Here is a 25017-nt window from a genome sequence, read left to right on the forward strand (position 1 = left end):
CGTATTCTGCGGGCTATGACCGCTTTCGACCGCCCGCGGCGGTTGCGCAGGACACCCGCATTGCGTCGACTCGTCGCCGAAACCACGCTGCAGCCGCGTCAGCTGGTGCTGCCGATGTTCGTCGCCGATGGTCTCGACGAGCCGCGGGAGATCAGCTCGATGCCCGGGGTGTACCAGCATTCGCTGGACTCCCTGCGCAAAGCCGCGGCGGAGGCAGTGGCCGCGGGGGTCGGCGGGCTGATGCTGTTCGGTGTGCCGCTGTCCGAGGACAAGGACGCGACCGGTTCGCAGGCCAGTGATCCGAACGGAATCCTCAATCGTGGCCTGCGCGCGCTGGCCGAAGAAGTCGGGGACGCGACGGTCATCATGGCCGACACCTGCCTCGACGAATTCACCGATCACGGCCACTGCGGAGTGATCGGTACCGACGGCGCGGTCGACAACGACGCCACCCTGCACCGCTATGTCGAGATGGCGCTGTCGCAGGCCGAAGCCGGTGCCGATCTGCTCGGAACCAGCGGCATGATGGACGGACAGGTCGGCGCGATCCGGCGCGGGCTCGACGCGGTCGGGCGCACCGACACCGCCATCCTCGCCTACGCGGCCAAGTACGCCTCGGCCTTCTACGGCCCCTTCCGCGAGGCCGTCGGCTCGTCGCTGGAAGGCGATCGCCGCACCTACCAGCAGGATCCGGCCAACCGCCGCGAATCGCTGCGCGAACTCGACCTCGACCTCGCCGAGGGCGCCGACATCGTGATGGTGAAGCCCGCGATGTCCTACCTCGACATCCTGCGCGACGTCGCCGACCGTTCGACTGTCCCCGTCGCGGCCTATCAGATCTCCGGCGAGTACGCGATGATCACCGCCGCCGCCGAGCGTGGCTGGATCGATCGCCGGGCCTCGATCCTGGAGTCGCTGATCGGCATCCGGCGGGCAGGCGCGGACATCGTGCTCACCTACTGGGCGACCGAGGCAGCACACTGGCTGTCGTGATCGTTCCGCCGAACAAACCCGAAACCCTGCCCATGCCGGAGGACGTCGGCACCGCCCGTCAGCTGTGGTGGGGAATCGCCGGCCTCGGTGTCGTCTACACCTTCGCCAGCGTCATCACCATGACCGGGGAGCGCGACAAGCTCAGCAAGCAGTTCCTCGACGAGATGCACAAGTCGGATCCGAACTTCCCGGCGTCGACCGTCGACGTGATGGTGCTGGTGGCTTTCGCGCTCACAGCGCTGGTCGGCGTGCTGCTGGCCGGTGTCACCGTGGCCATCGCGCATCAGCTCGGCCGTGGCAAGAGCTGGGCGCGCACGGTGCTCACGGTTGTCGCGATCTGGCTCGGACTCGGCGCCGTCGCCACCATGTTCAGCTTCTCCGCGGTCGCCAATCCCGCGACGATCGTGGCGGGTGGCTCGGCGATCGTGCAGGGCGTGCTCGCCGCGGGGGCCGCGTTCCTCAGCTACCGGCCGGAGTCGACGAAGTACTTCCAGTCCCGCCGGAAGTGACACTGCGCAGTGTATGGTGAGGATTGTCACACCGGTCTAGCGCCGGGGGAGCGGAGGCAATGATGCGCGTGGTGATCGAGCAACCACACAGCCTGCGACGCGATCTGTTGGTGATCGGGCTGATGGTTGTACTCACCCTCGCCGTCATCGCGCTGATTCTGCTACCGAGCCTGGTCGGCTGATTCGATCTTGCCCCTGGCAGGATCGCAGGAATGAGACGCTGGATCGCGCTGTTCGAACTCGGCTTCGCCGTGCTCTTCCTTGCCTGCGCGGTCGTCAGTTGGCGCGCCGCACGGCGCACGACCGAATTCGTCGGCACCGATGAGCACCCCGGGTTCGTGGCGGTGCGCTACGTGCCGCCGTTGCTGTTGCTCGCCTGTGCGCTGGTGATGGTGAGCGGGGTGCTGGTGATCGACGTCGTCACCAGGATCTACCGCGGATCTGTAGCACCGCGCGGCGTCGAACCGATGATCTAGAGGAAGCCGAATTCCGATGTGTGCGTGGGGGTTCGGGACGCGAGCTCGCACCGCGGGCTCCCTCGAGGAGGAATCGATGACCAGACTGACCGCAGGAATCTGTACCGTCGCCGCCGCTGTGGCGACGATCGCCCTGGCAGCGGCGCCCGCCCAGGCCGCCCCCGGTTTGCCGCTCACCCCGATGATCGCCGAGCCGGCCGCCGACGGTTTCGCCCCGGAGACCGGCTCGAGCGGGATCTACAACGGCATCATGTGCCAGCTGCACACGATCTCGGCCGAAGTGCCCTGCATGTACACCTGATCAGCTGGTCCACTGCTGGTAGACGTCGACGATGCGGCCGCCGCGCGTGCCGGGCGCGTTCAGGAAGATGGAGACGGTGCCGTCGGGATGGGCCGCCGCTTCCGTCACCACCTGACGCAGGGTGGCGCGGATGCCGCCGTCGGCGTCGCGGTACAGATCGGTGTCGGGGTGCAGACCCGCGCCGATCCGATTGGCGGGCACGAGCATCGTGGTGATCGCCGGAATCGGCCCCGCCCCGAGTGCCGCGGTCTCCTCGTGGCTGAGTTGGGCACCGATCCGATCGGGCTGGGCCTGAGGTGCGAACGCGGTGGCCGAACCCGCGCCGAATAGCACTCCCGCCGCGACGAACCCTGTGCCAAGGGCAGTGCTGGTAACGCCGAAACGCATGAAATACCCTCTCGCTGAGACCTGATTTCCCTATGGCTCAGGTGCTGAGCCGCCCGGAGCGTAGTCGCAGGCCAATGGGCCTAGATCGAATTCTTTCCCGGATCGGGGCGGCGTGTCGGGCGTGTCGTCGGTGGGTCGCTGCGGTCTGGGTCACTGTGCTCCACCCTGTCGTCCGGCGTGCCGAGGCGAACTGAGACACTGGAATCCGTGAGTCTTACGCAGGTACCGGTTTCGGCCCAGCTCTTCGAGCGGGCGGCCGCCGTGATCCCGGGTGGCGTCAATTCCCCGGTTCGTGCGTTCAACTCGGTCGGCGGTACGCCACGGTTCATCACCTCCGCGAGCGGCTACACGCTCATCGACGCCGACGGCAACGACTACGTCGATCTGGTGTGCTCGTGGGGTCCGATGATCCTCGGTCACGCCCATCCCGCCGTCGTCGAGGCCGTGCAGAAGGCCGCGACGAGCGGACTGTCGTTCGGTGCGCCGACCGAGGCCGAGATCGAGCTGGCCGAGGCCATCGCCGCCCGCGTCGATCCCGTCGAGCGGGTCCGCCTGGTGAACTCCGGTACCGAGGCCACGATGAGCGCGGTCCGCTTGGCCCGCGGCTTCACCGGCCGATCCAAGATCATCAAATTCTCCGGCTGCTACCACGGCCACGTCGACGCGTTGCTCGCCGACGCGGGCTCCGGTGTCGCGACCCTCGGCTTGCCGACCTCGCCCGGTGTCACCGGCGCGCAGGCCGCCGACACCATCGTGCTGCCCTACAACGACCTCGCCGCTGTCGCCGCCGCCTTCGACGCGCACCGCGGCCAGATCGCGTGCGTCATCACCGAGGCCGCCGCGGGCAACATGGGCGCGGTGGCGCCGCTGCCCGGCTTCAACGAAGGCCTGCGCACCCTCGCCCACGACAACGGCGCGCTGCTGATCATGGACGAGGTGATGACCGGGTTCCGGGTCAGCGCGTCGGGTTGGTACGGCCGCGAAGGCGTCGCCGGCGACCTCTACACCTTCGGCAAGGTGATGAGCGGTGGCCTGCCCGCCGCCGCGTTCGGCGGTCGCGCCGAGATCATGAACAACCTCGCCCCGCTCGGCCCGGTGTATCAGGCGGGCACGCTGTCCGGTAACCCCGTCGCCGTCGCGGCGGGCCTGGCGACGCTGCGCGCGGCCGACGCGCAGGTGTACGCGGCGCTGGACCGCAACGCCGACCGGCTCGGCTCGCTGTTCGCGAAAGCCCTGACAGAGGCCGGTGTCGAGCATCAAGTCCAGTTCGCAGGCAATATGGTGAGCGTGTTCTTCGCCGAGCGTCCGGTGACCGATTACGCCGCCGCCAAAGCGAGCCAGACCTGGCGTTACCCTGCCTTCTTCCACGCGCTGCTCGACGCGGGCGTGTACGCGCCGCCGAGCGCGTTCGAGGCATGGTTCGTCTCCGCGGCACTCGACGAGGACGCGTTCGACCGTATCGCCGCCGCTCTGCCCGCCGCCGCCCTCGCGGCCGCGGCCGCAACCCCCGAAGGATCCCCAGCGTGAGCTCCGACCAGCCCGACGCAGAATTCGCCCCAGTCCCGGCGGATAGCGACGAGGCGGCCCATCCTGCCCCCGCCGCCGCACCGCCCGCCCTCGACGACGACCCGTCGAGCGTCGAAACCATCGTGCACGTGCTGCGCCACGGTGAGGTACACAACCCGAACGGCATCCTCTACGGTCGCCTGCCCGGCTTCAGCCTCTCGGTGGCCGGTCGCTCGCAGGCCGGTGCGGTCGCGCGCTCGCTGGCCGATCACGACATCGCGATGGTGATCGCCTCCCCGCTGCAGCGCGCCCAGGAGACGGCGGCGCCGATCGCGGCCGCCCACGACCTGATCGTGCGCACCGACGAGAACCTGATCGAGGCGGGCAACACCTTCGAGGGCCTGCGTGTCTCCGTCGGTGACGGTGCGCTGCGCAAGCCGCGGCACTGGTGGAAGCTGCGCGACCCCTTCACCCCCTCGTGGGGCGAGCCGTACCTGCAGATCGCCCATCGCATGCTCGCCGCGGTGAACAAGGCCCGCGTCGAGGCCGCCGGTCACGAGGTGGTGCTGGTCTCGCATCAGCTGCCCGTGTGGACGCTGCGCCGATTCCTGCAGGGTCAGCGGTTGTGGCACGACCCGCGCAACCGGCAGTGCTCGCTGGCGTCGCTGACCTCGCTGGTCTACCACGGCGACACGCTCGTCGACATCGTCTATTCCGAGCCGGCCGGGGCGTCGGATCCGTCGGTCCACGGCGCATGACACGCTTCACCTCTTCGGGAACCGCCCGTGGCCGTCGGCCGCGGGCGCTGACCGCCGTTCTGTCCGCCCTGCTGGTGATCATCGCCGCGGCGGGCTGTTCGACGGGTACCGATGCGGTTGCCACCGGTGGTGGGACCTTCGAATTCGTCTCACCCGGTGGTAAAACGGATATCTATTACGATCCGCCCGCGACGCGCGGGACGATCGGCACGCTCTCGGGGCCCGATCTGATGAACGAGGGAAAGACCGTTTCGGTCGACGATTTCCCGAACCAGATCGTGGTCGTGAACCTGTGGGGACAGTGGTGTGGCCCGTGCCGCGCCGAGTCGCCCGCTCTCGAAAAAGTCTTCGCGGCGACCAGAGATCAAGGCGTCGCGTTCCTGGGGATCAATGTCCGTGACCATCAGCGCGACAAAGCCCAGGACTTCGTAGTGGACAACAAGATCGAATACCCGTCCATCTACGACCCGTCGATGCGGACCTTGCTCGCTCTCGGCGGAAACTTTCCCACCAGTGTTATTCCGACCACGTTGATCCTGGATCGTCAGCACCGGGTCGCCGCGGTCTTCCTTCGCTCGCTATTGGCCGAAGACCTTCAGCCCGTGGTCGAGCGCATCGCCGCCGAGGAGAAGCAGTAGTGAGCAGCCGCCGTCGTCCAGGAAATCTGACCGCGTGTCGTCCCCGTCAGGGCGCACGCCGAATGGGTGCGGGCTGGACGGTCGATGACCGTTGGGCCGGCATCGCGACCGTGCCGCGCAGTGTCGCCGGTGCCGGTCTGTTCGATTTCGGCCCCGCTGAACCGGCCGAGACCGAGCGAACCCTGTCGTTGCCGCGCGACGAGCAGCATGAGTTGGATACGGACACCGACGAGTGATCCCGCTCGCCGCAGTCGGGGATTCCTTCCAGCAGACGGCGGCATCGGGTCCGCTTCTGCTGGCGCTGGGAGCCTGCCTGCTCGCGGGCCTGGTGTCGTTCGCTTCACCGTGTGTCGTGCCGCTCGTCCCCGGCTATCTGTCGTACCTGGCCGGGCTGGTCGGTGCCGAGGCGCCGCCTGCCACCAACGCGCAGGCGAGCACGCTCACCGCGCAGCGCCGTAGCGCGAAGATGCGGGTGGCCGGTGCCGCCGGACTGTTCGTCGCCGGGTTCACGGTGGTGTTCGTGCTGGCCACGGCCACTGTTTTCGGCGTGATCCAGACCCTCAATGTGAATCGGGAACTGCTGCAGCGCATCGGCGGTGTGGTGACGATCCTGATGGGTCTGGTGTTCATCGGCCTGGTCCCCGCCCTGCAGCGCGACACGCGGATGGAGCCGCGCAGGCTCACCAGCATCCTCGGCGCGCCACTGCTCGGCGGGGTGTTCGCGCTCGGCTGGACGCCGTGTCTCGGGCCGACGCTGTCGGGTGTGATGGCGGTGTCCGCGGGCACCGAGGGCACCACCGCCGTGCGCGGGGTGACGTTGATCGTCGCCTACTGCCTCGGTCTCGGGCTGCCGTTCGTGGTGCTGGCCTTCGGGTCGGCCGGTGCGTTGCGCGGGGTCGGCTGGCTGCGGCGCAATTCGCGCACCATTCAGGTAATCGGGGGTGTTCTGCTCGTCGCCGTCGGCGTCGCGCTGGTCACGGGGGCATGGGATCAGTTCGTCGGCTGGGTGCGTGACGGGTTCGTCTCCGAGGTGACTCTTCCGATCTGATGACTGACACGCTGACCACTCCGACCACCCCCACCCCGCCCGCCCGGCAGTCGCTGCCGGGCCGGGCCTGGGCCCTGGTCCGGAATTCCTGGCGCGGCCTCACGAGCATGCGCACCGCACTGGTGCTGCTGTTCCTGCTCGCCCTCGCCGCCATCCCCGGCGCGCTGCTGCCGCAACGCAGCCTCAACGCGCAGAAGGTCGACCAGTACATCGCCGACCGTCCCACGCTCGGCCCGTGGATGGATCGGTTCGAACTGTTCGACGTGTTCGGCAGCTTCTGGTTCACCGCCATCTATGTGCTGCTGTTCATCTCGCTGGTCGGGTGCATCCTGCCGCGCTGCTGGGACCACTACCGGGCACTGCGTACCCCGCCGGTGCCCGCGCCGCGCAACCTCAGCCGATTGCCGCACCACTTCAGCGAGACCGACGAGCGCACTCCCGACGAGGTGATCGAGGCCGCCGAGACGTCGCTGCGTGGGTGGCGGACCGAGGTTCGTCCCGGTCAGCGCGACGGCGAGGTGACGCTGTCCGCGGAAAAGGGCTACCTGCGCGAGTTCGGCAACCTGGTGTTCCACCTGTCGCTGGTGGGGCTGCTGGTCGCGATCGCGCTGGGCAAGCTGCTCGGGTACGAGGGCAATGTCATCGTGATCGCCAACGACGGACCCGGCTTCTGCACCACCTCGCCCGCGGTGTTCGACTCGTTCCGCGCAGGCAACACCAACGACGGCACCGGCATGACGCCGCTGTGCGTCAAGGTGAAGGACTTCAAGGCCGACTACCTGCCCACCGGCCAGGCCGAGATGTTCCACTCGAACATCGAGTACCAGGCCGGCGCGGACCTGAGCACCGACACGTGGCGCAGCACCGAGCTGCGGGTGAACCATCCGTTGCGGGTCGCCGGTGATCGCGTCTACCTGCAGGGACACGGCTTCGCGCCGACGTTCACGGTCACCTTCCCCAACGGGCAGACCCGCACCGAGACCATCCAGTGGCGGCCCGAGGACGCTCAGACCTTCCTGTCCAGCGGTGTGCTGCGCATCGACCCGCCCGGCGGTATGTATGCCACCGACGAGGAACGCAGGCAGAACCAGATCGCCATCGAAGGCCTGTTCGCGCCGACCGCGATGTTCCACGGCAGCCTGCTCACCTCGTCGTTCCCCCGGATGGACGACCCGGCGGTCGCGGTCGATGTCTATCGCGGCAATACCGGCCTCGACACCGGTCGCTCGCAGTCGCTGTTCTCGCTGGACCCGGAGATGATCAAGCAGGGTCGGTTGACCAAGGAAGCGCGGGTCAACCTGCGTCCCGGCGAGTCGACCACGTTGCCCAGCGGGGCGAAGGTCACCTTCGACGGCGCCGAGGAATTCGTGAACCTGCAGGTCTCGCACGACCCCGCCCAGCAGTGGGTGCTGGTGAGCGCGCTGACGATGATGGCCGGTCTGCTGGTGTCACTGTTGCTGAAACGGCGGCGGATCTGGATCCGGGCGTACCCGGTCGAAGCCGCGGCAGGTACCGTGGGTCAACGACGCACCGTAGTAGAAATGGGCGGCCTGGCCAGGAGCGATCAAGCAGGCTGGGGCGCCGAGTTCGATCGACTGCGGACACGGCTGCTGGGAGCGGAGAAGTGATGCGCGCACTCGACATGGAGACGGAATCCTGATGCAGATCGACGAAACGCTGGCACGGTACAGCGACTTCGCGTTCATGTCGGCCATGGCCATTTACGCCCTGGCCACGGTCCTGCTGATCGTGCAGTACGCCTCGGCGCGCGCCAAGCAGGTCGCCGCCCGCGAACTCGTCCCCGCGGGCGACCCGGGGTTGCCCGGCCGGATCGATACCCCCGAGGCCAAACCGCTTGCCGAACGGCTGGGCAACATGGCCTTCTCGGTGCTGCTGGTCGGCGCGGCACTGCACATCGGCTCGATCGTGCTGCGCGGTTTCGCCACGCACCGCTTCCCGCTGGGCAACATGTACGAGTTCACCACCATGGCCACCGCGGCCGCCGTGGTGATCGGCCTGATCTTCCTGCGCGACCAGCGCTACCGGGCCATGTGGGCGTTCCTGCTGGTCCCCGTGCTGATCCTGATGTTCCTGGCGGGCACGGTCCTCTACGCCGACGCCGCCCCCGTGGTCCCCGCCCTTCGCTCGTTCTGGTTGCCGATCCACGTCACCATCGTCAGCATCGGCAGCGGCGTCTTCCTGGTCTCGGGCGTGGCCAGCCTGCTCTACCTGTTCCGCATGCGTCAGCCCGCGGGCGAGGAATCCACCAACATCCTCGGCACCATCGCCCGACGCCTGCCCGACGCCCGCACCCTCGACCAGCTCGCCTACAAAACCACCATCATCGGTTTCCCCCTCTTCGGCGCAGGCGTCATCCTCGGCGCCATCTGGGCCGAAGCCGCCTGGGGCCGCTTCTGGGGCTGGGACCCCAAGGAAACCTGCTCCTTCATCGCCTGGGTCCTCTACGCGGCCTACCTGCACGCCCGAGCCACCTCCGGCTGGCGAGACACCAAGGCAGCCTGGATCAACATCGCCGGCTTCGTAGCGATGCTGTTCAACCTCTTCATCATCAACATGGTGATCAGCGGCCTGCACAGCTACGCGGGCTTGACCTAGGAGCTTGAAAACCAGCTCTGACCTGTGCATCAGCCTCGACCTATCAAATCAGGGTGGTCGGCTGAAGCGAGTTCAGTACGCAGTGGGTACGCAGCGACCTCTGGGCGAGACCGAATCTCGCTACCCACCGCGGCGCGAGTGGACTGGTCAGCGTCCGGCCACAAGTGGGCGTAGTACCGCAAAGTGGTTATGGCGCTGTCGTGCCGAACCCGTGCCTGGACGGTCTTGATGTCGGAACCGTGGCGGATCAGCAGCGATGCGTAGTAGTGGCGGAGGTCCTGAAAGCTGAATCCGGCGGGAAGGTCAGGCACCTGGTCCTTGACCTGGCGGAGGTGCCAAGCGATCACCCATGGCGAGGTCGGCTTGCCGAGTTCGTCGCACACGACATTGCGGCCGGCGCGTGCCTGCACCGAGGTCTGCAACATCTCGACCAGCTCCGGCGGAATCGGAACCGGCATATCGCTCGCGTCCGTCTTCAATGGCCGCTCGGGCCACTGGCGTTGCGGGTACACCACGCCTTCGGTGAAATCGATGTCGTCGACCCACAACCCAGCGACCTCCGAGACCCGAAGGCCAACGTAGGCGCCGAGCAGGACCGACACGCGAATGCTCTCGGGCATGGCTTGATAGAGCGCCCACACCTGATCGGTGGTGGCCACGTAGACCTTCTGCTTGCCTGCAGGGGGAGAGGTCCGGCGGGAGCACGGGTTGTGAGCAAGCACCCTGTCGTGCACGGCGTCGCCGAATATCTGGGACAGCCGACTGTGGAGCGAGTAGACGTAGCTGTCCGCGTGACCTTTGTGACCGATGTACTAGACAGCGCGAACGAATCCTGGGGCAGCGCCGCAGCGCAGGACTCGGACGGCCTCGCGGATCTGCTCGGTCGACTACATCGCTGGGAGACAGATTTCGACCCGGACGGAATGGTTCTACCGCGGTCGAAGCAACACGATGACAAGGCGATTGCGGTACTCCGGTTCCTGTGATCGACGCCGAAGTGCCCGAGGAGTGCCCGAGGAGTGCCCGAGGAGTGCCCGAGGTGGGATGCTCCGCTTTTGATCCGGTCGGAAACCAGCTCTGATCTGCGCCTTCGGCGCAGGACTCACCCCCTCCCCGTTCCTGATTCTCTGTCGCTTCGCTGATTACAGAGAATCAGGAACGGGGAGGGGGTGAGTGTGGGGGTGGTTGGGTTTGAAAGAAAGAAAGAAAGAAAGTGTGTGAGTGAGTCGGAGAAGAAGAGAAGACCATAAGGTGGGCCAGGTTGTGTGGGTGGTTGCGGCTGGGGAGCGCCTGTTGCGTATCGACGAGCTTGGGTGCCGGGTGGCGTGAAGTTTGGAGGCTGCGGCTGTGGACGCAGGTTTGCCGGTCGGCCAGTGTGGAGCGCGGTCCGGCGGGGTTACCACTTAAGAGGTGACCACAACGAAGAAGTCGGAGGCACCGAAGGAAGTCATGCCGAAGGCGCTGCGGCTGGCCGACTTGAGCTGCTCACGTCCTGCTCGGCCGAAGTTGGAGTCGGCGCGCTACGCGTCACGTCCGCGTCGTCGCGCCCATGCAGGACGGATTCGAGCTGTCCTGTTGTCGCACCGATCAAGTGCAGCGCGATTGCGGAGTGCAGCCTGTGTGCCATCGGGGAACTCGTTGGCATATCTCGTGCGAGCGCCAGCCCTTCCTCGAACTGCCGATCCTGGCGCAGTTTGTCGAAAAAGTCGACGAGGAGTTGTCGACTCTGGTTCGACAGCCGGAAGAACAGCGCGGCGACCACTTCGATAATTACCGCGCCAGTTAGTTGGACCCCCGCCACACCTACCTGGTCAGTGCCCTTGCTTCCGACTGTCCAGAGGGCCACCACAATGACGGCGAACCCTACAACAGCTGACAGGAGCGCAAAGTAGAAGCTCAGCTGTGATTGCGCGAGACTGCGCGCGTGGTATTGCCCGAAGAGCGCGGCGTTCGAAATGACCGCAGCTTCAGTGGGATCCTTGCCTTCGGCTACAAGCTCGGCCCGATCCTCTGCGACCGCCGTACGGAAGTTGTCTGCGAGCTTTTCAGCCTGCCTCGCCAAGAGTTGGGCTCCGAAGGTCGAACCAGCAGCAACCATTGCCCCCACCAGGGCGATCAGTCCGGGAACCCACGAGTCGGCTATCAGCTGCATAGCGAACGAGCCTACTTGCCTCCACGAAACCCTGTGCGCCCCAGAAGGGTTATGGCTATGGGGCTGTTGATCCGGGTGCGGGGGCGGACCCTGCATGCAAGGATCTACAGTCATGGATCCTGTGACAGCACTGGTGGTTTCAGCAATCGCAACCGGCGCTTTGGCCGGGGTGGGTGACACTGCGTCTCAGGCTGTCAAGGACGCCTATGTCGGGTTGAAGGCCCTGCTATCACGCAAATACGCCGATGTGGATGTCTCGCCGGTGGAGCGTAAACCCGATTCGGAATCGAAGCGGAACTCGCTGGCTGAGGATCTCGACGATGCCGGCGCTGCTGGGGATGACGAGTTGCTTGCGCCCGCGCAGGCGGTGCTCGAAGCTGCCCGTGAGCACGCTCCGCAGGTCGTGGTCGGTCTGGATATCGACAACTTGGTGGCTGAGGCTCTCAAGGTCACCGATATCGAGTCCGCTGGTGACGGGGTGCGTGTCCGTAACAGCAAGATCGCCGGTGCCGCAGAGTTCTCCAGGGTGCGGACGGGATTTTCGCAGCAGGTCCCTCCCTCGGCGCAGGACTGAATCCCGACAGTCCCGCGCCCGAAGCGCCCACGACGTACGGCGCCTACCTCTCTGGGAACACGTTCGAAGGTCCCGTCCACCTCAACACTGGTGGCGCCGGTCAGAATTCGTTGACCTTGTCCGATCTGGTCAAGGTCCGCTCATCCTCGACAGAGCAGCTACCTCGAGTCTGCGATCTCGATCCCTACCTGTTGGGAGCAACCAACTCGGACTTCGGTCGCGACGGCCACTACGGCGACGGTGACGGTTACGTCGCGCGCACTGCCAACGAGGTCGATCGCCGACTGACACAGGATTTGACCGGCCACAGGTTGGTCGTGGTGGTCGGCCCGTCGAAGGCCGGGAAAACTCGCACCCTCTACGAAGCGGTGCGGGCTGTGTATCCCACCGCGAGGGTGGCGTGGCCGTGTGTCGGCACCCTTGATGTGTTCGTCGCCGATCAGCGGCTCCACGGCATCGAAGGCACGCTGGTGGTATGGCTCGACGACCTCCACGACTACTTGACCGGCACAACCGCCCTGACTCCTGAGTTGCTATCGAAACTGACGTCCCGAGCCGGGCGCACGATCGTGGTCGCAACGTTGCGGTCGGAGATGCGCTCCAGGCTGCGTGGCAAGGACGAACTCCACGCCGATATCCGTAGGTTGCTGGGTCAGGCGAGCACGATCGAGATGGCATCGACCGCGGAGGATTCGGTCGAGACCGCGGCGGTCAACGACGCCTATCCCGGACAGGTTCGCGACGGTTATGGCTTGGGCGAGGAACTTGCCGGGGCGCCGGAGCTGCTCGCACGTTACGACGACGCCAGAGCTGCTGACCCCGTGTTGTTCACGGTGATTGCGACTGCGGTGGACTGGGCTCGCATCGGCCGTGTCGACCCGATACCAGAACCTGCCCTGCTCGACCTCGCCAAACAGCGCCTACGGACCACACGCCCAGAACTCGACGTCGACGACGGCGCCGTAACCGCGGCGATCACGCATGCACGTACTCCTCCGCCAGGTGCCGGCCGCACCGCCGCCCTGCCCACTACCAACCTCGATGACCACGGCGTTCGCGGGTATCGACCATTCGACTACCTCGTCGCTGCCGACGACGGACAACACCATCCCGCTCGCCCCGTTCCGGACAGCTTCTGGACCGACGCGACCTGTGACGCCACCGCCGCCACGCTCTTCGCGGTCGGAAACGGTGCCTTCTTCCGAAACAAAAACCAGATCGCGACAGATCTATGGCGGCAAGCCGCCGACCAAGGCGACACTGACGCGATGTCCAGCCTTGGGACCCTGCTCCGTCAGAGCGGGGACCTGGACGGAGCCGAAACCTGGTTTCGACGCGCCGCCGACAATGGACACACCAGTGCGATGGCCAAACTCGGGGTCGTGCTCCAACAGCGCGGGGACCTCACCGAAGCCGAAACCTTGTTTAGACGCGCCGTCGACAACGGCCACACCAAAGCGATGACTGTGTTAGGGCTTCTGCTTCGAGAGCGCGGGGACCTCACCGAAGCCGAAATCTTGATCCGACGCGCTGCCGACGACGGCGACACCATCGCAATGTCTGCCATCGGGCATCTGCTTCGACAGCGCGGGGACCTCACCGAAGCCGAAACCTGGTACCGACGCGCTGCCGACGACGGCTACACCTCCGCGATGGCCAGCCTCGGGGTCGTGCTCCAACAGCGCGGGGACCTCACCGAAGCCGAAACCTGGTACCGACGCGCTGCCGACGACGGCCACACCAACACAATGGTCAACCTCGGGTTTCTGCTTAAACGGCGCGGGGACCTCACCGAAGCCGAAACTTGGTTTCGACGCGCTGCCGACGAGGGCGACACCAAAGCGATGGCTGCCCTCGGGTTTCTGCTTCGACAGCGCGGGGACCACGATGGAGCCGAAACCTGGTTCCGACGCGCCGCCGACGACGGCGACACCTCCGCGATGGCTGCCCTCGGGTTTCTGCTTCAACAGCGCGGGGACCACGATGGAGCCGAAACCTGGTTCCGACGCGCCGCCGCCGACGGCGACACCTCCGCGATGGCTGCCCTCGGGTTTCTGCTTCAACAGCGCGGGGACCACGATGGAGCCGAAAATTGGCTCCGACGCGCCGCCGCCGACGGCCACACCACCGCAATGACCGTCATTGGGCTCGGGCTTCAACAGCGCGGGGACCACGATGGAGCCGAAACCTGGTTCCGACGCGCCGCCGACGACGGCGACACCTCCGCGATGGCTGCCCTCGGGCTGCTGCTCCAGGAGCGCGGGGACCTCGACGACGGTGATTCTGAACCCTGAGCGATCGTCACCCTCGAAAGCCGCACCAATATTCGCGCGACGATCGACCCCGCGTTCACAGCCGTAGCCTCGCTGACAGGCGACGAGGACCCAGATCGTCGTGGGTTCTCTTTATGAAGACTGCAGCCGCGCTGGGTACGCAGTGCGTACGCAGCACCACTGCAGACAACTGGCCGCCGCCAACGCCAACAGCGGATTGATCTGGCATTTCATCGAGGTCTCGCACTCACCCGGCAGTGGCAAACGCCTGGACAGGTATTCATCATCAACATGGTGATCAGCGGCCTGCACAGCTACGCGGGTCTGAACTGAGCGGCTGCTACATCCGATATAGCGTGTCTGCATAGCTCCGAGGTGAGACCATAGGTCTTGTGGCGCACGATCTTCGGCTGTCTGGTGTGACCTACAGAGCGGGGGATCGCTCCGGGGGACCGGCTGGGCGTGCGGGGAAGTTGAGTTTCTCGCATTCGGGAATCGGGTGGCGCCGATCGGTGCGCTCGGCGTTTGTGGTCGGCTGGCGCGAGGTGACGGGCGTGGATGTGCGCACGCCGGATCTTCTCGATGTGATCGGTGCTGGAGTCGGGTGGGCCGACGGCTCCGTGATTCGCCTGGATGTGGCGGGGGCTACCCACCGATTCCATGTTGCGGCCACACAGCCCGAGCAGCTGCGCGAAAAGCTGATGGCATGGGTCATTCGCGAGGCGCCGCCGTCGAAACCGTGGCCCGTAGCGCCTGCCCGTCCAGCTGTGGCGGGGGCACCGGTCGATGTCGCGTACGCGGCGGCGGCGATCTGGCGAGCCGACGGCCTGGGACGCGCACCGTTTTCCGAGATCACTACAGCGTCGTATCGGGTGGCGGTCGCGGAGAATCACCGCGACAGCGGGCGCTATCAGGAAGCTATCGCGGTGTTGGAGCCGCTCGCTCACCAGTGCGCGGAGAAATTCGGTGCCGACCAGCGCATCACGTTGCAGGTGCGAAATGCCCTCGGCCGGTCGTACTGTGATGCGGGGTACGTCTCCGAAGGGCTGCAGGTGCTGGACGATATCGTGTCGATCGCCGAGCATGCTCTCGGCGTCGACGACGAAATGACGCTCACCCTCCGCAACAATCTGGCATTGGGATATTCCGCTGCCGGTGAGTATCTTCGGGCCCTTGATCTACTCGACCTGAACGTCGACTACAGCGAACGGAAACTCGGCGACGACAGTCTCGAAACTCTCGGGCGTCGCAACAACTTGGCGGGGACACAGGCGCTGGCCGGGTTTCGGCAACGGGCTGCGGGCTCGTACTGGAGCATCCTCGATCGGATGTATCCCGACAGTTACGTGCACAGCCTCGCAGTCACCGCACGCCAGAACCTGGCTATCTTGCACAACCCGCTGTGGGAGCCCTGAGGCGCCTCGGATCAGCAGTAGTAGCAGATCTTGTTGGCGGGGAGTTCTACGTGGCAGTTCAGGCAGACCGGTTTGCGAACCGGTTCGGGCTTGGGGATGGCTGCTGTGCTGCGGCGGGCGGCGGAGGGGCGTTTGACGGCGGCCTCGGCTGCTTCGGCGGTGGCCAGGTCCGCGGAGGTGGACTGGCGGATGGCGGCGACCTTCGGGGGCAGGGTGGGCAGGCCGCCGTCGGCGGGGAGGTCGGTGGCGTAGTGCTGGTAGCACTGCCAGCGGGCCGCGGCCGCGTGCATTTCGAGGTCGTCGGGGATGGGCAGGCCCGCGAGTTCGAGGATGTAGCGGTAGCCGGTGCCCACGGTCTGGTTCTTGCGCACGCACAGTGCGCTCAGCGGCGGCTCGTTGTTCTTGTGACAGTGCTCGGCGACCTTGTCGAGCACGACGGGCAGCCAGTGCTGCCACTTCACCGCGGTGCGGATCCCGGATTCTTCCTGGACCAGCTCGGCCAACTCCGTATTGACGATGAAGTTGTTGAACCGGGTGGCGGTGTCGGCCAGCACTTCGTGTGCGGCGCGAGTCCACTCCGACCGTGCCTCGGTGAACGTCACGGCGCTGCCGTCGGCCGCGCGCCAAGTGGTCGGGACAGAACCCTGCTGCACATCAATCACCGGAATACGTTATCTACCCAGCTCTTTCGACGCGCAACGGGGGTATGTGCGTCAGCTCACGGCGACGCACATAGCGAGGTCACTCGGCAGGGCCGGAGTCGTCGCGTGGTTGTTTGCCGAGGCGCCAGAGGAATTCCGGATCGTCATCGGGGCCCAGAACCGGTCTGCGCGAGGGTGGGCCGGGATTCTGGCGGGGCATTTCGGGGCCGAACGCCTTCCAGCACAACACCGCGATGGCCACGATCGCGATGAGTGCCAACAGGTACGTCACGTCGCTCACCTCCTGCTATCGAGGGTAGCCGTGTCCGCGCCGTGTGCACATCCGCAACGGGAGGGAAATTTTTGGCAAACGCGAGCCCGCGGTGGGCTCGCGTCGGCCGGTGAGTCAGCGGGGTGCTGCCTCGGTGGTCAGTGATCTGAGCAACTGCAGGACCTCGGACTCGCGGAAACGGCGATGTCCGCCCGGTGTACGCAGTGAGCCGAGTCTGCCCGCATGGGCCCACCGGGTGACGGTCTTGGGATCTACGTGGAACATGGCGGCCACTTGGCCTGGTGTCAGCAGAGTGTCCTGAAGGCCGACGGTGATCGCAGTCATAGCTAACCTCTCCGTTCTCGACAGTTCCCTCATCAGTGGCGTCATCGTCGCACTGCGACCCCCATGTAGTCGAACCACCTACTGTTGGTAAAGGGGAAGTAATAGACAAAAGCCGCGAACGGGGCCGCATCGGCGAGATTCGCGCCGGGGCTACGCTGTAGTCGTGAGTGAAGCAACAGGTCAGCAGGGTCCTGGCGCAGGGAAGCGGCTGGCCCGCAATCTCGCGCTCTACACGCTGGCTCGTCTCGGGCTGGTCGTGGTGATCGCTGCGTTGATCGTAGGCGTGGCCAAGCTGATCGGCGTCGACGTGCCGGTCATCGTCGCGGCGCTGTTCGCGTTGATCGTCGCGATGCCGCTGTCGCTGACGTTGTTCAAGAAGCTGCGGGTGAAGGTGAACGAGGACATCGCCGTGGTCGACGCGCGCCGCCGCCAGGACAAGGCGCAGCTGCGGGCCCGCTTGCGGGGTGACGACGACGGCGCGTCGGCGTGAAATACCTCGATCGCAGCGCCCCGCGTGACTGGGTCGACAATGCCGTCCGGCTGATCGACGCCGACACGCAGCGCTCCGCCGACACCCACCTGCTGCGGTATCCGCTGCCCGCCGACTGGCCGGTGCAGCTCTACCTCAAGGACGAGTCGACCCACATCACCGGCAGTCTCAAACACCGGCTGGCGCGCTCGCTGTTCCTGTACGCGATCTGCAACGGCTGGGTGACCGAGGGCACGACGGTGGTCGAGGCGTCGTCGGGTTCGACGGCGGTGAGCGAGGCCTACTTCGCGAAGCTGCTCGGCCTGGACTTCGTCGCGGTGATGCCCGCGAGCACGTCGCCGCAGAAGGTCGCGCTCATCGAAGCGCAGGGCGGCCGATGTCATTTCGTCGATCGACCACCGGAGATGTACACCGAGGCCAAGCGTCTCGCCGCCGAATCCGGCGGGCATTTCATGGATCAGTTCACCCATGCCGAGCGGGCCACCGACTGGCGTGGCAACAACAACATCGCCGAGTCCATCTTCGAACAGCTGGCGCTGGAGAAGCACCCGGTGCCGGAGTGGATCGTGGTCGGTGCGGGCACCGGCGGCACCAGCGCGACGATCGGTCGCTACATCCGGTATCGCAGGCACGCGACGCGTCTGGCCGTGGTTGACCCGGAGCATTCGGCGTTCTATGGGGGCTACGAGACGGGCGACGCGGGTTATGAGACCGGAATGCCGTCGCGCATCGAGGGGATCGGCCGTCCTCGGGTGGAGCCGTCGTTCGTCGGCCAGGTGGTCGATCGGATGATCGTGGTTCCCGACGCGGCCTCGATCGCCACCGCCCGTCATGCGAGCGCCGCGCTGGGTCGTCGCGTCGGCGGTTCGACCGGCACGAATCTGTGGGGCGCGTTCCATCTCGTCGCCGAGCTGGTCGCGGCGGGTCACAGCGGGAGCGTGGTCACGCTGCTGTGTGACGGCGGCGATCGGTACGCGGGCACCTATTTCGACGACGACTGGGTGGCCGCCCAGAACATGGATCTGACCGGCCCGACCGAGATCCTCACGGAATTCGCCACCACCGGCCGCTGGAACGGCTGACAACTTCCTCCCCACCCCTTTCCGGGCCTGTTCGCGCTCAGCGATGTCAATTTTTGTTGACAAATGCGGCTGTCGTCAATCAAAATTGACAACATGACCGATGCAACAACCCTCGCTTCAGCGGCAGGCAACCCCGACCCCGCGGTCGGGCTGCGCGCGGTGCTCGCCCTGCGCAGGCTGGCCGACCGACTCGAAACCATCCAGGTCGCCAACGCCCGGGCCAACGGCTGGTCGTGGCAGGCCATCGCCGAGGCGCTCGAGGTGAGTAAGCAAGCGGTCCATCAGAAACACAACCGGAAAGGTGGAACCCGCTGATGTTCGAAAAATTCAGCCGCGAGGCCAGAGTCGCGGTGGTCAGTGCCCAGGACGACGCCAAGGAGCTGGGCGCGAAGCGGATCGGGCCGGAGCATGTACTGCTCGGCACCCTCTCGAACGCCGAACCGGGCCTGCGCGCGGTGCTCGACGCGCGTGGCATCACCGCCGACGGTGTTCGCGCCGCCCTCGCCGCCCGCACGAGCGAACCCCCGCTGGGCGCCGATGACGCGCAGGCCCTGCGCTCGATCGGCATCGACCTGGAAGCCGTACAGGCGAGCATCGCCGACAACTTCGGCCCGCAGGCCTGGGACCGGGCCGAACCGGAGGCCAAACGCGGCATGTTCGGCCGGCTGCTCGGCTCCGGGCACATCCCGTTCACCGGCACAGCCAAGAAGTCGCTCGAACTCGCACTGCGCGAGGCGATCCACCGCAAGGATCGCGAGATCACCTCGACCTACCTGCTGCTCGGCATCCTGCGCGGGGCCGACCCGGGCACCACCGACCTGCTCGGCGGCCACGACGCGGTGTCGGGCCTACGCGCCGATCTCTACGCGATGCTCGACCGCGCCGCGTGAATTCCACGGCGGGTGTGTGTCAGACCCGCCGCAATGTCCGTTTCCCGGCCTAGCATTGCGTGTATGCAACTAGCAATCCGGTTGGTCATCAACGCCATAGCCATCTGGGCCGCGGCCGCGTGGATCGACAAGATCGACGTCATCGTGCCGCCAGAGTGGTCAGCGGAGTGGGGCAACTGGGGCAAGGCTCTGGTCCTGCTCATCGTCGCGCTCGTGTTCACGGCGGTCAATGCCGTGATCAAGCCGATCGTGCAACTCCTGTCGCTGCCGTTCGTGATCCTCACGCTCGGCCTGTTCCTGCTGGTGGTGAACGCGGGGATGCTGTGGCTCACCGCCAAGATCACCGAGATCACCGACTACGGCCTTCGCGTCGACGGCTTCTGGGCGGCGCTGTGGGGTGGCTTGATCATCACGCTGGTCAACTGGGTGCTCGGCATTCTGGTGCCCGACGGCGACTAGCCGGCGAGCCCGACGGCCAGCGCACTCAGCGCCGACCAGGCCAGCAGGGCCAGCCCCGAATCGCGGAGGGCGGGAATCAGTTCCAGCCCGCCCTTGCCGGTGCGCACAGGGGCGTTGGCCCGGATCGCCAGCGGCAACGCGAGCAGTCCGGCCAGCGCCCATGGCGTGCGCGCGATCAGCGCGAGGCTGATCACGAACGGCGCCGCGAGCAACACCAGGTGCAGGGTGCGGGTGCGCGCGTCGCCGAGTTTCACCGCGAGCGTGACCTTGCCGGACTCGGTGTCGGTCGGGATGTCACGCAGATTGTTGGCCACCAGCACCGCGCTGGAGAACGCGCCGACACCGATCGCGAGCAGCAGGCCGACCCAGTCGACCCGCAGCGCCTGCACGTACTGGGTGCCGAGCACCGCGATCAGCCCGAAGAACACGAACACGGCGATCTCGCCGAAACCGCTGTAGCCGTACGGCTTGCTGCCGCCGGTGTAGAACCAGGCGCCCGCCAGGCACAGTGCGCCGATCAGCACCAGCCACCACGCGGTGGTCACGGCCAGCACCAGGCCTGCGACCGCGCCGATCGCGAGGCTGAGCACCGCGGCGGTGCGAACAGCTGTGGGGGAGGCCAGCTTCGAGCCGACCAGGCGAAGGGGACCGACCCGCACGTCGTCGGTGCCGCGGATGCCGTCGGAGTAGTCGTTGGCGTAGTTCACCCCGACGATCAGCGCCAGCGAAACCAGCAGCGCCAGAATCGCTTTCCACCAGACGGCCCCGTCGACAGACGCGGCGGCGCCGGTGCCCGCGAGTACCGGCGCGATCGCGTTGGGCAGCGTCCGCGGTCGGGCGCCCTCGATCCATTCCGCTGCTGTAGCCATGGATCGAAGCCTAATCCGATACGGGCGCTCCCCGCTCCCGGAGTCCCTCGCGCACGGCCGGAGGGCGCCTGATCGCGGTCAGGCCGGGGTGGACTCGGCGATCGTCTTGAGCCGGGCCAGTCCCTTGTCGAAGTCCTTGCCGATGAGGTTGTCGATCGGGAACACCTTGCCGAGCACGCCCATCATGCCGGAGTGGGTGCCGGTCATCTGCCAGGTCACCTCGGTGCCACCGGCAACCGGAGCGAGCGTGAAGGTGACGAAATTGGTGGCTTTGAACGGCTTCTCGAAGGTGAGCTCCACGCCGATCTCGCGTTCGGCGTCGGCCTTGATCTCCATCACGCCCGCACCGGCTTTGCGGTTGCCCCGCCAGGCGTAGCGGGCGCCGACCCCGGATTCCGGGCCGGTGTAGGTACGGGCGAGCTGCGGGTCGGCGTCCTCCCACGGCGACCACAGCCGCCACTGGCGGAAGTTGTCGATCAGTGCGTGGATCCGTGCCGGTTCAGCGGCGATGACGGTGCGCCGCGACACCTCGAAGTTGCCCATGTGCGTGAGCCTAAAGCGCGGTGGGGACAAATTCGTGGGACACAACGTCGGCGGTGTCGCGCCGGGGCGCGAACCGGGAACCCGTCGCCGCCCTCGCCTACGATGACATCCGGCATGTCTGTACAGCACCGCGGCCCCGAGGGGCCGCCTTCCGAGGCACTCTCCCGCGTTGTCGTGGGGGTGCTCGGCGTGATCGCGATCCGCCGCGACGACGCCATGGTCGCGCTCCCCGGCGCCCGCGCCAGGCTGCTGCTGGCCGCCCTCGCGGTGCATCCGGGCCGGGCTCGGAGCGCCCAAACGCTGATCGAGGAGGTGTGGGGCGAACAACCACCCCGCGCACCGATGAACGCGCTGCACACGCAGGTCTCGCGCCTGCGGGCGATGCTGCCCGACGGCGCTCTGGAGATCGGCCCGGCCGGTTACCGGCTGAGATTGCCCGCCGACAGCGTCGACCTCGCCGCGGTCACCGCGCTGGCCCGCCGCGCCGACGAACAGCTGACCGCGCGAAACCCCACCGACTGCCTCGCCACGATCGCACTGGCCCGCACCCTCTGGCGCGGCGAACCGGGCGCCGATCTTCCTGACTCCGCCCCCGCCGACGATCTGCGCGCGGCCGCCGCCGAGCTCCGACGCCACCTCGATCACACCGAACTCAGCGCCCACACCAGCCTGCGCGACTTCCCCGCCGCCATCCCGCTGGCCCGCGCGGCCGCGGCTGCCAACCTCTTGGACGAGTCCGCCCACACCACCCTGATCCGTCTTCTCGCCACCGCGGACCGAACCAACGAAGCCCTCGAAGTCTTCGCCACGTACCGGCTGCGCCTGATCGAAGAACTGGGCGCCGACCCGGGGCCCACTCTCCTCGCCCTCAACACCGCCATCCTGCGCGGCGAACCGATCGAGCTCCCCGCAACCCGTAACAGTCAGGCCGACCCCGGTGCCTCGAAGCCGGTAAACCGATCCGCCGACTCATCGGCGCTCGGTGTCACCAACGACATCATTGCTGGTAGGCAAGGCTTCGGCACCGGGGACGGCGACGGGCCCGGGCAAACCGGCGGGCACCACCCGCCTGTCGTCACCTGGACGCACGCCGACGACGCCGAGGCAGACCTGGACGGCTCATCGGCGAGTTCGACCAGCGACGGTGGCTCGAGGCGCACCGGCCCGGCAACCGCCGTGGGTGAAGAGCGAGCGAACACGCTGCCTTCCGAATCGGCGAACGGCAGCACGCCCGCCCGATCGACGGCGAACCACACCCCGGTACCCCGCACGGCACTCGGCCTGCGTGCCGCACCCAACGAACTGCTCGGCCGTACGGCGGATCTCGACGCGATCACCGACCTGACCCACCGCGCCAGGGTGACGACTGTCCTCGGTCCCGGCGGTACCGGCAAGACCAGGGTCGCCAACGCGGTGGGTGAACGGCTGGCCCGTTCGGTGCCGGTGGTGCTCGTCGAATTGGCCTCGGTGCAGTCCGAGTCGGAGGCGGGAGCCCAGTCGCGCACCGGCATCGAGGTCGCGATCGGGCAGGTGATCGGCCTGGGTGAGGTGCGCGAAACAGGAGCCATCCGGGCGGGCAGGCACATCGACGCGAGCACACGCCTGCGCGAAGCGCTCGCGGCGCGGCCGATGGTGCTGATTCTGGACAATTGCGAGCACGTGATCGATGCCGCGGCGGAGGTGGTCGCCGATCTGGTCGGCAGTTGCGCCCAGCTGACGGTGCTCACCACCAGCCGCTCGCCGCTGGCGATCACCGCCGAATCCGTCTATCCCCTCGCTCCTTTGGCGATCGACGCCGCCGGTTCACCTGCCACGGAACTGTTCTCGGCACGCGCCAGGGCGGTGCGTCCCGATGTGCGTCTCGATCCCGACACCGTGGCCCGGCTGTGTCGCACTCTCGACGGTCTCCCGCTGGCGATCGAGCTCGCCGCCGCGCGGGTGCGCACGATGAGCGTCGCCGAGATCGAGACCAGGCTCGAACATCGTTTCGCCCTGTTGCGCAGTGGTGATCGGTCCGCGCCGCACCGGCATCGCACGCTGCACGCGGTGATCGCCTGGAGCTGGAACCTCCTCGATCCCGATCAGCAGGTGACCCTGCGCAGACTGAGCCGTTTCGCGGCCGGGTTCACCCTGTCCGCGGCCGAGATCGTCGCCGCCGGACCGGATGTCTCCGCCGCGGTCGACGGGCTGGTCGGGCAGTCCCTGCTCACCGTCCTGGACGACCCAGACGGCGCCGGCATCCGCTATCGCATGCTCGAAACGGTCCGTGAGTTCGGCGCCGAACAGATCGCCGCCGTCGACGCGGTGACCGGCGGTGCCGAATCCGCGCTCGTTCTCGACCGGATGTTCTGCTGGGCCAGGAAATTCGCGCTGGACGCGTTTCGCGGCTACCGCGACGGCGATCAAGTGGCGTCGGTGCTGGCGGTGAGCGCCGATCTGGACAACCTGGTCGCGGTGCTGCGCACCGCCGTCGACCGCGCCGACGCGCACACCGCGTACTCGGTCTTTCCGGTGGTCGCGATGGTGTGGGTGATGCGTGGCGCGCACCTGGAATTCACCGGGTGGGCCATGCGATTGGTCGCTGTCGCGCCGCCGACGCCGGGCTCGGGGGAGGCCGCCGACCTCCAGATGATCACGCACCTGCTGACCTGCCTGCACATGCTGTTCCTCAAGGACGGTGGCGTCCGAGCGACGGGGATCGTGCGCATGCGCGCGAGGCGGTTGCTGGCGAACCCCGATCTCGATCCCGGCCTGTCCTTCCTGGGTACGGTGATCACCGTGCAGCCCAAGCGGTTCCGGTTGGGCAGGCTGTTCGCGCGGGGCGCGCGATCACCTCATCAACAAGTCCGGCTCGCCGCGTGGGTGGCCCGTTCCAACTTCTGGGAGAACGGCGGCAACGTCGCGGGCTCGACCCTCGACTCCTTGCGCGCACTCGATGACATGGACCCGGCGGAAGTCTGGGGCCGGGCGACGGTGTGCCAGCACCTGGCTCAGCTGTGCGGCCAGTCCGCGCGCTATGACGAGGCCGTGACGTACTACCGCGGCGCGCTGGAGCTGATGGGCCAGCTCCGGGTGCACGAGGAGATCATGGAGAGCCGCTGCTACCTGGCCGCAGCCCTGGTGGGCGGTGGTCAACTCGAGCAGGCGCGTACCGAACTCGACTTCGCGGTGCGACCGAATGATTCGGGCGTCAGCCCGGTCGACGACCCCGCGGTCCGCCGCAACCACCGCCTGGCCAACGCCGCGACGGCCATCGCCGAACTCGAACTCGCCGAGGGTGATATCGACGCCGGGCTCGGCCACTACCGTCGCGGGCTGGAACTGCTCGGCTGGCCCGATTTCGAACCGACGCCGGGCCCCGGTTCACTGATGGTGGCGGCGGCCACCATCAGTGCCCATGTGCTGCACGGCCGGGCATCGGCTGCCACCGACCTGGTGGCGCAGCTGATCGAGACTGCCGATCAACGCCTGGCGCAGTACGTCGACCTGCCGCAGATCGGCGCGGTCGCGTGCGGACTCGGTTCCTATCTGCTCGCCACCGACCCCACGAGCCCCGAGGGGCTCGAACTGCTCACCCTCGCACAGACATCGGTGGCCAGGCAGGACGGCCCGTCGATGGAACTGACCGCCCACATCGCCCTGCACCGAGATGCCGTCGGCGACACCGCGATGGACGCGGCCCTACATCGCGCGGCGGGAACGCGTCGTCTCGACGCCGCGACGCGCATCATCGAGATCATCTCCGGACTGCGCTGACACGACAACGGCACCCGACCCGGTG

Annotated in this window: 30 protein-coding genes; 22 read left to right on the forward strand and 8 right to left on the reverse strand. The window is 67.1% G+C overall.

The window, feature by feature from the left end:
- The first annotated feature begins 15 nt into the window (after positions 1-15).
- The 5 genes from hemB to ACFVJ5_RS23745 all read left to right on the forward strand — a co-directional run bounded on the left by hemB (position 16) and on the right by ACFVJ5_RS23745 (position 2279).
- Complete coding sequence (hemB, locus tag ACFVJ5_RS23725; RefSeq protein WP_379223146.1) at positions 16-993, forward strand: porphobilinogen synthase; 978 nt, start codon at positions 16-18, stop codon at positions 991-993.
- Entirely contained in the window at positions 990-1502 is a 513-nt protein-coding gene (locus ACFVJ5_RS23730) for a hypothetical protein (protein WP_379223148.1), read from the forward strand. Before hemB ends, ACFVJ5_RS23730 begins: the two co-directional genes overlap by 4 nt.
- Positions 1503-1561: 59 nt before the next feature.
- Positions 1562-1684 carry a hypothetical protein gene (locus ACFVJ5_RS23735; protein ID WP_281258081.1) on the forward strand — a complete coding sequence of 41 codons (123 nt, stop codon included), beginning with the start codon at positions 1562-1564 and terminating at the stop codon, positions 1682-1684.
- Between the two features lie 30 nt (positions 1685-1714).
- The gene (locus ACFVJ5_RS23740) at positions 1715-1978 is read left to right on the forward strand and encodes a hypothetical protein (protein ID WP_379223150.1); all 264 of its coding nucleotides are present in this window, start codon (positions 1715-1717) and stop codon (positions 1976-1978) included.
- 76 nt (positions 1979-2054) lie between these two features.
- Positions 2055-2279: a hypothetical protein gene (locus ACFVJ5_RS23745; protein ID WP_143875995.1), complete on the forward strand. Its 225-nt coding sequence runs from the start codon at positions 2055-2057 to the stop codon at positions 2277-2279.
- Here ACFVJ5_RS23745 and ACFVJ5_RS23750 read toward each other — a convergent pair whose 3' ends face one another.
- Positions 2280-2666 carry a hypothetical protein gene (locus ACFVJ5_RS23750; RefSeq protein WP_379223151.1) on the reverse strand — a complete coding sequence of 129 codons (387 nt, stop codon included), beginning with the start codon at positions 2664-2666 and terminating at the stop codon, positions 2280-2282.
- A gap of 198 nt (positions 2667-2864) precedes the next feature.
- Here ACFVJ5_RS23750 and hemL point away from each other — a divergent pair, with 198 nt between their 5' ends.
- The 7 genes from hemL (at position 2865) to ccsB (ending at position 9232) form a co-directional block, all read left to right on the forward strand.
- Complete coding sequence (gene hemL, locus ACFVJ5_RS23755) at positions 2865-4193, forward strand: glutamate-1-semialdehyde 2,1-aminomutase (RefSeq protein WP_379223403.1); 1329 nt, start codon at positions 2865-2867, stop codon at positions 4191-4193.
- 119 nt (positions 4194-4312) lie between these two features.
- On the forward strand, positions 4313-4930 hold the full coding sequence (locus tag ACFVJ5_RS23760) for a histidine phosphatase family protein (protein ID WP_378943160.1): 618 nt from the start codon (positions 4313-4315) through the stop codon (positions 4928-4930).
- Positions 4927-5568, forward strand: a complete 642-nt coding sequence (locus ACFVJ5_RS23765; protein WP_379223152.1) for a TlpA disulfide reductase family protein — start codon at positions 4927-4929, stop codon at positions 5566-5568. The genes ACFVJ5_RS23760 and ACFVJ5_RS23765 overlap by 4 nt, the downstream gene beginning before the upstream one ends.
- 62 nt (positions 5569-5630) lie before the next feature.
- Positions 5631-5804 (forward strand): hypothetical protein, encoded by a 174-nt coding sequence (locus tag ACFVJ5_RS23770; protein WP_379223153.1) that lies wholly within the window; start codon positions 5631-5633, stop codon positions 5802-5804.
- Positions 5801-6616 (forward strand): cytochrome c biogenesis CcdA family protein, encoded by an 816-nt coding sequence (locus ACFVJ5_RS23775; RefSeq protein ID WP_132369700.1) that lies wholly within the window; start codon positions 5801-5803, stop codon positions 6614-6616. The genes ACFVJ5_RS23770 and ACFVJ5_RS23775 overlap by 4 nt, the downstream gene beginning before the upstream one ends.
- Positions 6616-8244 (forward strand): cytochrome c biogenesis protein ResB, encoded by a 1629-nt coding sequence (locus ACFVJ5_RS23780; protein ID WP_379223155.1) that lies wholly within the window; start codon positions 6616-6618, stop codon positions 8242-8244. The genes ACFVJ5_RS23775 and ACFVJ5_RS23780 overlap by 1 nt, the downstream gene beginning before the upstream one ends.
- Positions 8245-8275: 31 nt before the next feature.
- Entirely contained in the window at positions 8276-9232 is a 957-nt protein-coding gene (gene ccsB, locus ACFVJ5_RS23785; RefSeq protein WP_379223157.1) for a c-type cytochrome biogenesis protein CcsB, read from the forward strand.
- Between the two features lie 29 nt (positions 9233-9261).
- On the opposite strand, the gene ACFVJ5_RS23790 is transcribed toward ccsB, so the two are convergent.
- Positions 9262-9891, reverse strand: coding sequence for a tyrosine-type recombinase/integrase (locus tag ACFVJ5_RS23790; protein ID WP_379223159.1), 630 nt, complete (start codon positions 9889-9891; stop codon positions 9262-9264).
- A gap of 51 nt (positions 9892-9942) precedes the next feature.
- Between ACFVJ5_RS23790 and ACFVJ5_RS23795 the strand changes: the two genes are divergently transcribed.
- Complete coding sequence (locus tag ACFVJ5_RS23795; RefSeq protein ID WP_379223161.1) at positions 9943-10218, forward strand: hypothetical protein; 276 nt, start codon at positions 9943-9945, stop codon at positions 10216-10218.
- 461 nt (positions 10219-10679) lie between these two features.
- Here ACFVJ5_RS23795 and ACFVJ5_RS23800 read toward each other — a convergent pair whose 3' ends face one another.
- Positions 10680-11384 carry a hypothetical protein gene (locus ACFVJ5_RS23800; protein WP_379223163.1) on the reverse strand — a complete coding sequence of 235 codons (705 nt, stop codon included), beginning with the start codon at positions 11382-11384 and terminating at the stop codon, positions 10680-10682.
- A gap of 112 nt (positions 11385-11496) precedes the next feature.
- Between ACFVJ5_RS23800 and ACFVJ5_RS23805 the strand changes: the two genes are divergently transcribed.
- From ACFVJ5_RS23805 to ACFVJ5_RS23815, 3 genes are all read left to right on the forward strand, one after another.
- Positions 11497-11958, forward strand: a complete 462-nt coding sequence (locus ACFVJ5_RS23805) for a hypothetical protein (RefSeq protein ID WP_379223165.1) — start codon at positions 11497-11499, stop codon at positions 11956-11958.
- Positions 11959-12275: 317 nt separating this feature from the next.
- Positions 12276-14252 carry a tetratricopeptide repeat protein gene (locus ACFVJ5_RS23810; RefSeq protein ID WP_379223166.1) on the forward strand — a complete coding sequence of 659 codons (1977 nt, stop codon included), beginning with the start codon at positions 12276-12278 and terminating at the stop codon, positions 14250-14252.
- Positions 14253-14785: 533 nt separating this feature from the next.
- A complete protein-coding gene (locus ACFVJ5_RS23815; protein ID WP_379223168.1) occupies positions 14786-15646 on the forward strand; it encodes a tetratricopeptide repeat protein in 861 nt (286 codons plus the stop codon).
- Positions 15647-15657: 11 nt separating this feature from the next.
- Here the strand turns inward: ACFVJ5_RS23815 and ACFVJ5_RS23820 are convergent, their stop codons facing one another.
- The 3 genes from ACFVJ5_RS23820 to ACFVJ5_RS23830 all read right to left on the reverse strand — a co-directional run bounded on the left by ACFVJ5_RS23820 (position 15658) and on the right by ACFVJ5_RS23830 (position 16903).
- Positions 15658-16308: a hypothetical protein gene (locus ACFVJ5_RS23820; RefSeq protein ID WP_379223170.1), complete on the reverse strand. Its 651-nt coding sequence runs from the start codon at positions 16306-16308 to the stop codon at positions 15658-15660.
- 79 nt (positions 16309-16387) lie between these two features.
- Positions 16388-16579 carry a hypothetical protein gene (locus tag ACFVJ5_RS23825; RefSeq protein WP_379223172.1) on the reverse strand — a complete coding sequence of 64 codons (192 nt, stop codon included), beginning with the start codon at positions 16577-16579 and terminating at the stop codon, positions 16388-16390.
- A 114-nt stretch (positions 16580-16693) separates the two neighbouring features.
- A complete protein-coding gene (locus ACFVJ5_RS23830) occupies positions 16694-16903 on the reverse strand; it encodes a BldC family transcriptional regulator (protein ID WP_056814442.1) in 210 nt (69 codons plus the stop codon).
- A gap of 163 nt (positions 16904-17066) precedes the next feature.
- On the opposite strand from ACFVJ5_RS23830, the gene ACFVJ5_RS23835 reads away from it, so the two are divergent.
- The 5 genes from ACFVJ5_RS23835 (at position 17067) to ACFVJ5_RS23855 (ending at position 19824) form a co-directional block, all read left to right on the forward strand.
- Positions 17067-17393, forward strand: a complete 327-nt coding sequence (locus ACFVJ5_RS23835) for a DUF4229 domain-containing protein (protein WP_379223174.1) — start codon at positions 17067-17069, stop codon at positions 17391-17393.
- Positions 17390-18475, forward strand: coding sequence for a PLP-dependent cysteine synthase family protein (locus tag ACFVJ5_RS23840; protein ID WP_379223176.1), 1086 nt, complete (start codon positions 17390-17392; stop codon positions 18473-18475). The genes ACFVJ5_RS23835 and ACFVJ5_RS23840 overlap by 4 nt, the downstream gene beginning before the upstream one ends.
- Positions 18476-18568: 93 nt before the next feature.
- Positions 18569-18790: a hypothetical protein gene (locus tag ACFVJ5_RS23845; protein WP_019049431.1), complete on the forward strand. Its 222-nt coding sequence runs from the start codon at positions 18569-18571 to the stop codon at positions 18788-18790.
- Entirely contained in the window at positions 18790-19365 is a 576-nt protein-coding gene (locus ACFVJ5_RS23850; protein ID WP_379223178.1) for a Clp protease N-terminal domain-containing protein, read from the forward strand. Before ACFVJ5_RS23845 ends, ACFVJ5_RS23850 begins: the two co-directional genes overlap by 1 nt.
- A gap of 63 nt (positions 19366-19428) precedes the next feature.
- The gene (locus ACFVJ5_RS23855; protein ID WP_379223180.1) at positions 19429-19824 is read left to right on the forward strand and encodes a phage holin family protein; all 396 of its coding nucleotides are present in this window, start codon (positions 19429-19431) and stop codon (positions 19822-19824) included.
- Here ACFVJ5_RS23855 and ACFVJ5_RS23860 read toward each other — a convergent pair.
- Positions 19821-20693 (reverse strand): 1,4-dihydroxy-2-naphthoate polyprenyltransferase, encoded by an 873-nt coding sequence (locus ACFVJ5_RS23860; RefSeq protein WP_379223182.1) that lies wholly within the window; start codon positions 20691-20693, stop codon positions 19821-19823. The two genes, ACFVJ5_RS23855 and ACFVJ5_RS23860, sit on opposite strands and share 4 nt — an antisense overlap.
- A 78-nt stretch (positions 20694-20771) precedes the next feature.
- Positions 20772-21236 carry an SRPBCC family protein gene (locus tag ACFVJ5_RS23865; RefSeq protein ID WP_379223184.1) on the reverse strand — a complete coding sequence of 155 codons (465 nt, stop codon included), beginning with the start codon at positions 21234-21236 and terminating at the stop codon, positions 20772-20774.
- Positions 21237-21350: 114 nt separating this feature from the next.
- On the opposite strand from ACFVJ5_RS23865, the gene ACFVJ5_RS23870 reads away from it, so the two are divergent.
- Complete coding sequence (locus ACFVJ5_RS23870; protein WP_379223186.1) at positions 21351-24992, forward strand: BTAD domain-containing putative transcriptional regulator; 3642 nt, start codon at positions 21351-21353, stop codon at positions 24990-24992.
- Positions 24993-25017 lie beyond the last annotated feature (25 nt).

It is taken from the genome of Nocardia sp. NPDC127606 (assembly GCF_042671725.1).
Classification (GTDB): Bacteria; Actinomycetota; Actinomycetes; order Mycobacteriales; family Mycobacteriaceae; genus Nocardia.

Bases quoted from the DNA above. Each gene is read 5' to 3' on its own strand.
- ACFVJ5_RS23850 (WP_379223178.1), top strand. From the start codon at position 18,790: ATGTTCGAAAAATTCAGCCGCGAGGCCAGAGTCGCGGTGGTCAGTGCC.
- ACFVJ5_RS23745 (WP_143875995.1), top strand. From the start codon at position 2,055: ATGACCAGACTGACCGCAGGAATCTGTACCGTCGCCGCCGCTGTGGCG.
- ACFVJ5_RS23750 (WP_379223151.1), bottom strand. From the start codon at position 2,666: ATGCGTTTCGGCGTTACCAGCACTGCCCTTGGCACAGGGTTCGTCGCG.
- ccsB (WP_379223157.1), top strand. From the start codon at position 8,276: ATGCAGATCGACGAAACGCTGGCACGGTACAGCGACTTCGCGTTCATG.
- hemB (WP_379223146.1), top strand. From the start codon at position 16: ATGACCGCTTTCGACCGCCCGCGGCGGTTGCGCAGGACACCCGCATTG.
- ACFVJ5_RS23765 (WP_379223152.1), top strand. From the start codon at position 4,927: ATGACACGCTTCACCTCTTCGGGAACCGCCCGTGGCCGTCGGCCGCGG.
- ACFVJ5_RS23780 (WP_379223155.1), top strand. From the start codon at position 6,616: ATGACTGACACGCTGACCACTCCGACCACCCCCACCCCGCCCGCCCGG.
- ACFVJ5_RS23830 (WP_056814442.1), bottom strand. From the start codon at position 16,903: ATGACTGCGATCACCGTCGGCCTTCAGGACACTCTGCTGACACCAGGC.
- ACFVJ5_RS23855 (WP_379223180.1), top strand. From the start codon at position 19,429: ATGCAACTAGCAATCCGGTTGGTCATCAACGCCATAGCCATCTGGGCC.
- ACFVJ5_RS23870 (WP_379223186.1), top strand. From the start codon at position 21,351: ATGTCTGTACAGCACCGCGGCCCCGAGGGGCCGCCTTCCGAGGCACTC.
- ACFVJ5_RS23805 (WP_379223165.1), top strand. From the start codon at position 11,497: ATGGATCCTGTGACAGCACTGGTGGTTTCAGCAATCGCAACCGGCGCT.
- ACFVJ5_RS23845 (WP_019049431.1), top strand. From the start codon at position 18,569: ATGACCGATGCAACAACCCTCGCTTCAGCGGCAGGCAACCCCGACCCC.
- ACFVJ5_RS23800 (WP_379223163.1), bottom strand. From the start codon at position 11,384: ATGCAGCTGATAGCCGACTCGTGGGTTCCCGGACTGATCGCCCTGGTG.
- ACFVJ5_RS23865 (WP_379223184.1), bottom strand. From the start codon at position 21,236: ATGGGCAACTTCGAGGTGTCGCGGCGCACCGTCATCGCCGCTGAACCG.
- ACFVJ5_RS23740 (WP_379223150.1), top strand. From the start codon at position 1,715: ATGAGACGCTGGATCGCGCTGTTCGAACTCGGCTTCGCCGTGCTCTTC.
- ACFVJ5_RS23860 (WP_379223182.1), bottom strand. From the start codon at position 20,693: ATGGCTACAGCAGCGGAATGGATCGAGGGCGCCCGACCGCGGACGCTG.
- ACFVJ5_RS23770 (WP_379223153.1), top strand. From the start codon at position 5,631: ATGGGTGCGGGCTGGACGGTCGATGACCGTTGGGCCGGCATCGCGACC.
- ACFVJ5_RS23735 (WP_281258081.1), top strand. From the start codon at position 1,562: ATGATGCGCGTGGTGATCGAGCAACCACACAGCCTGCGACGCGATCTG.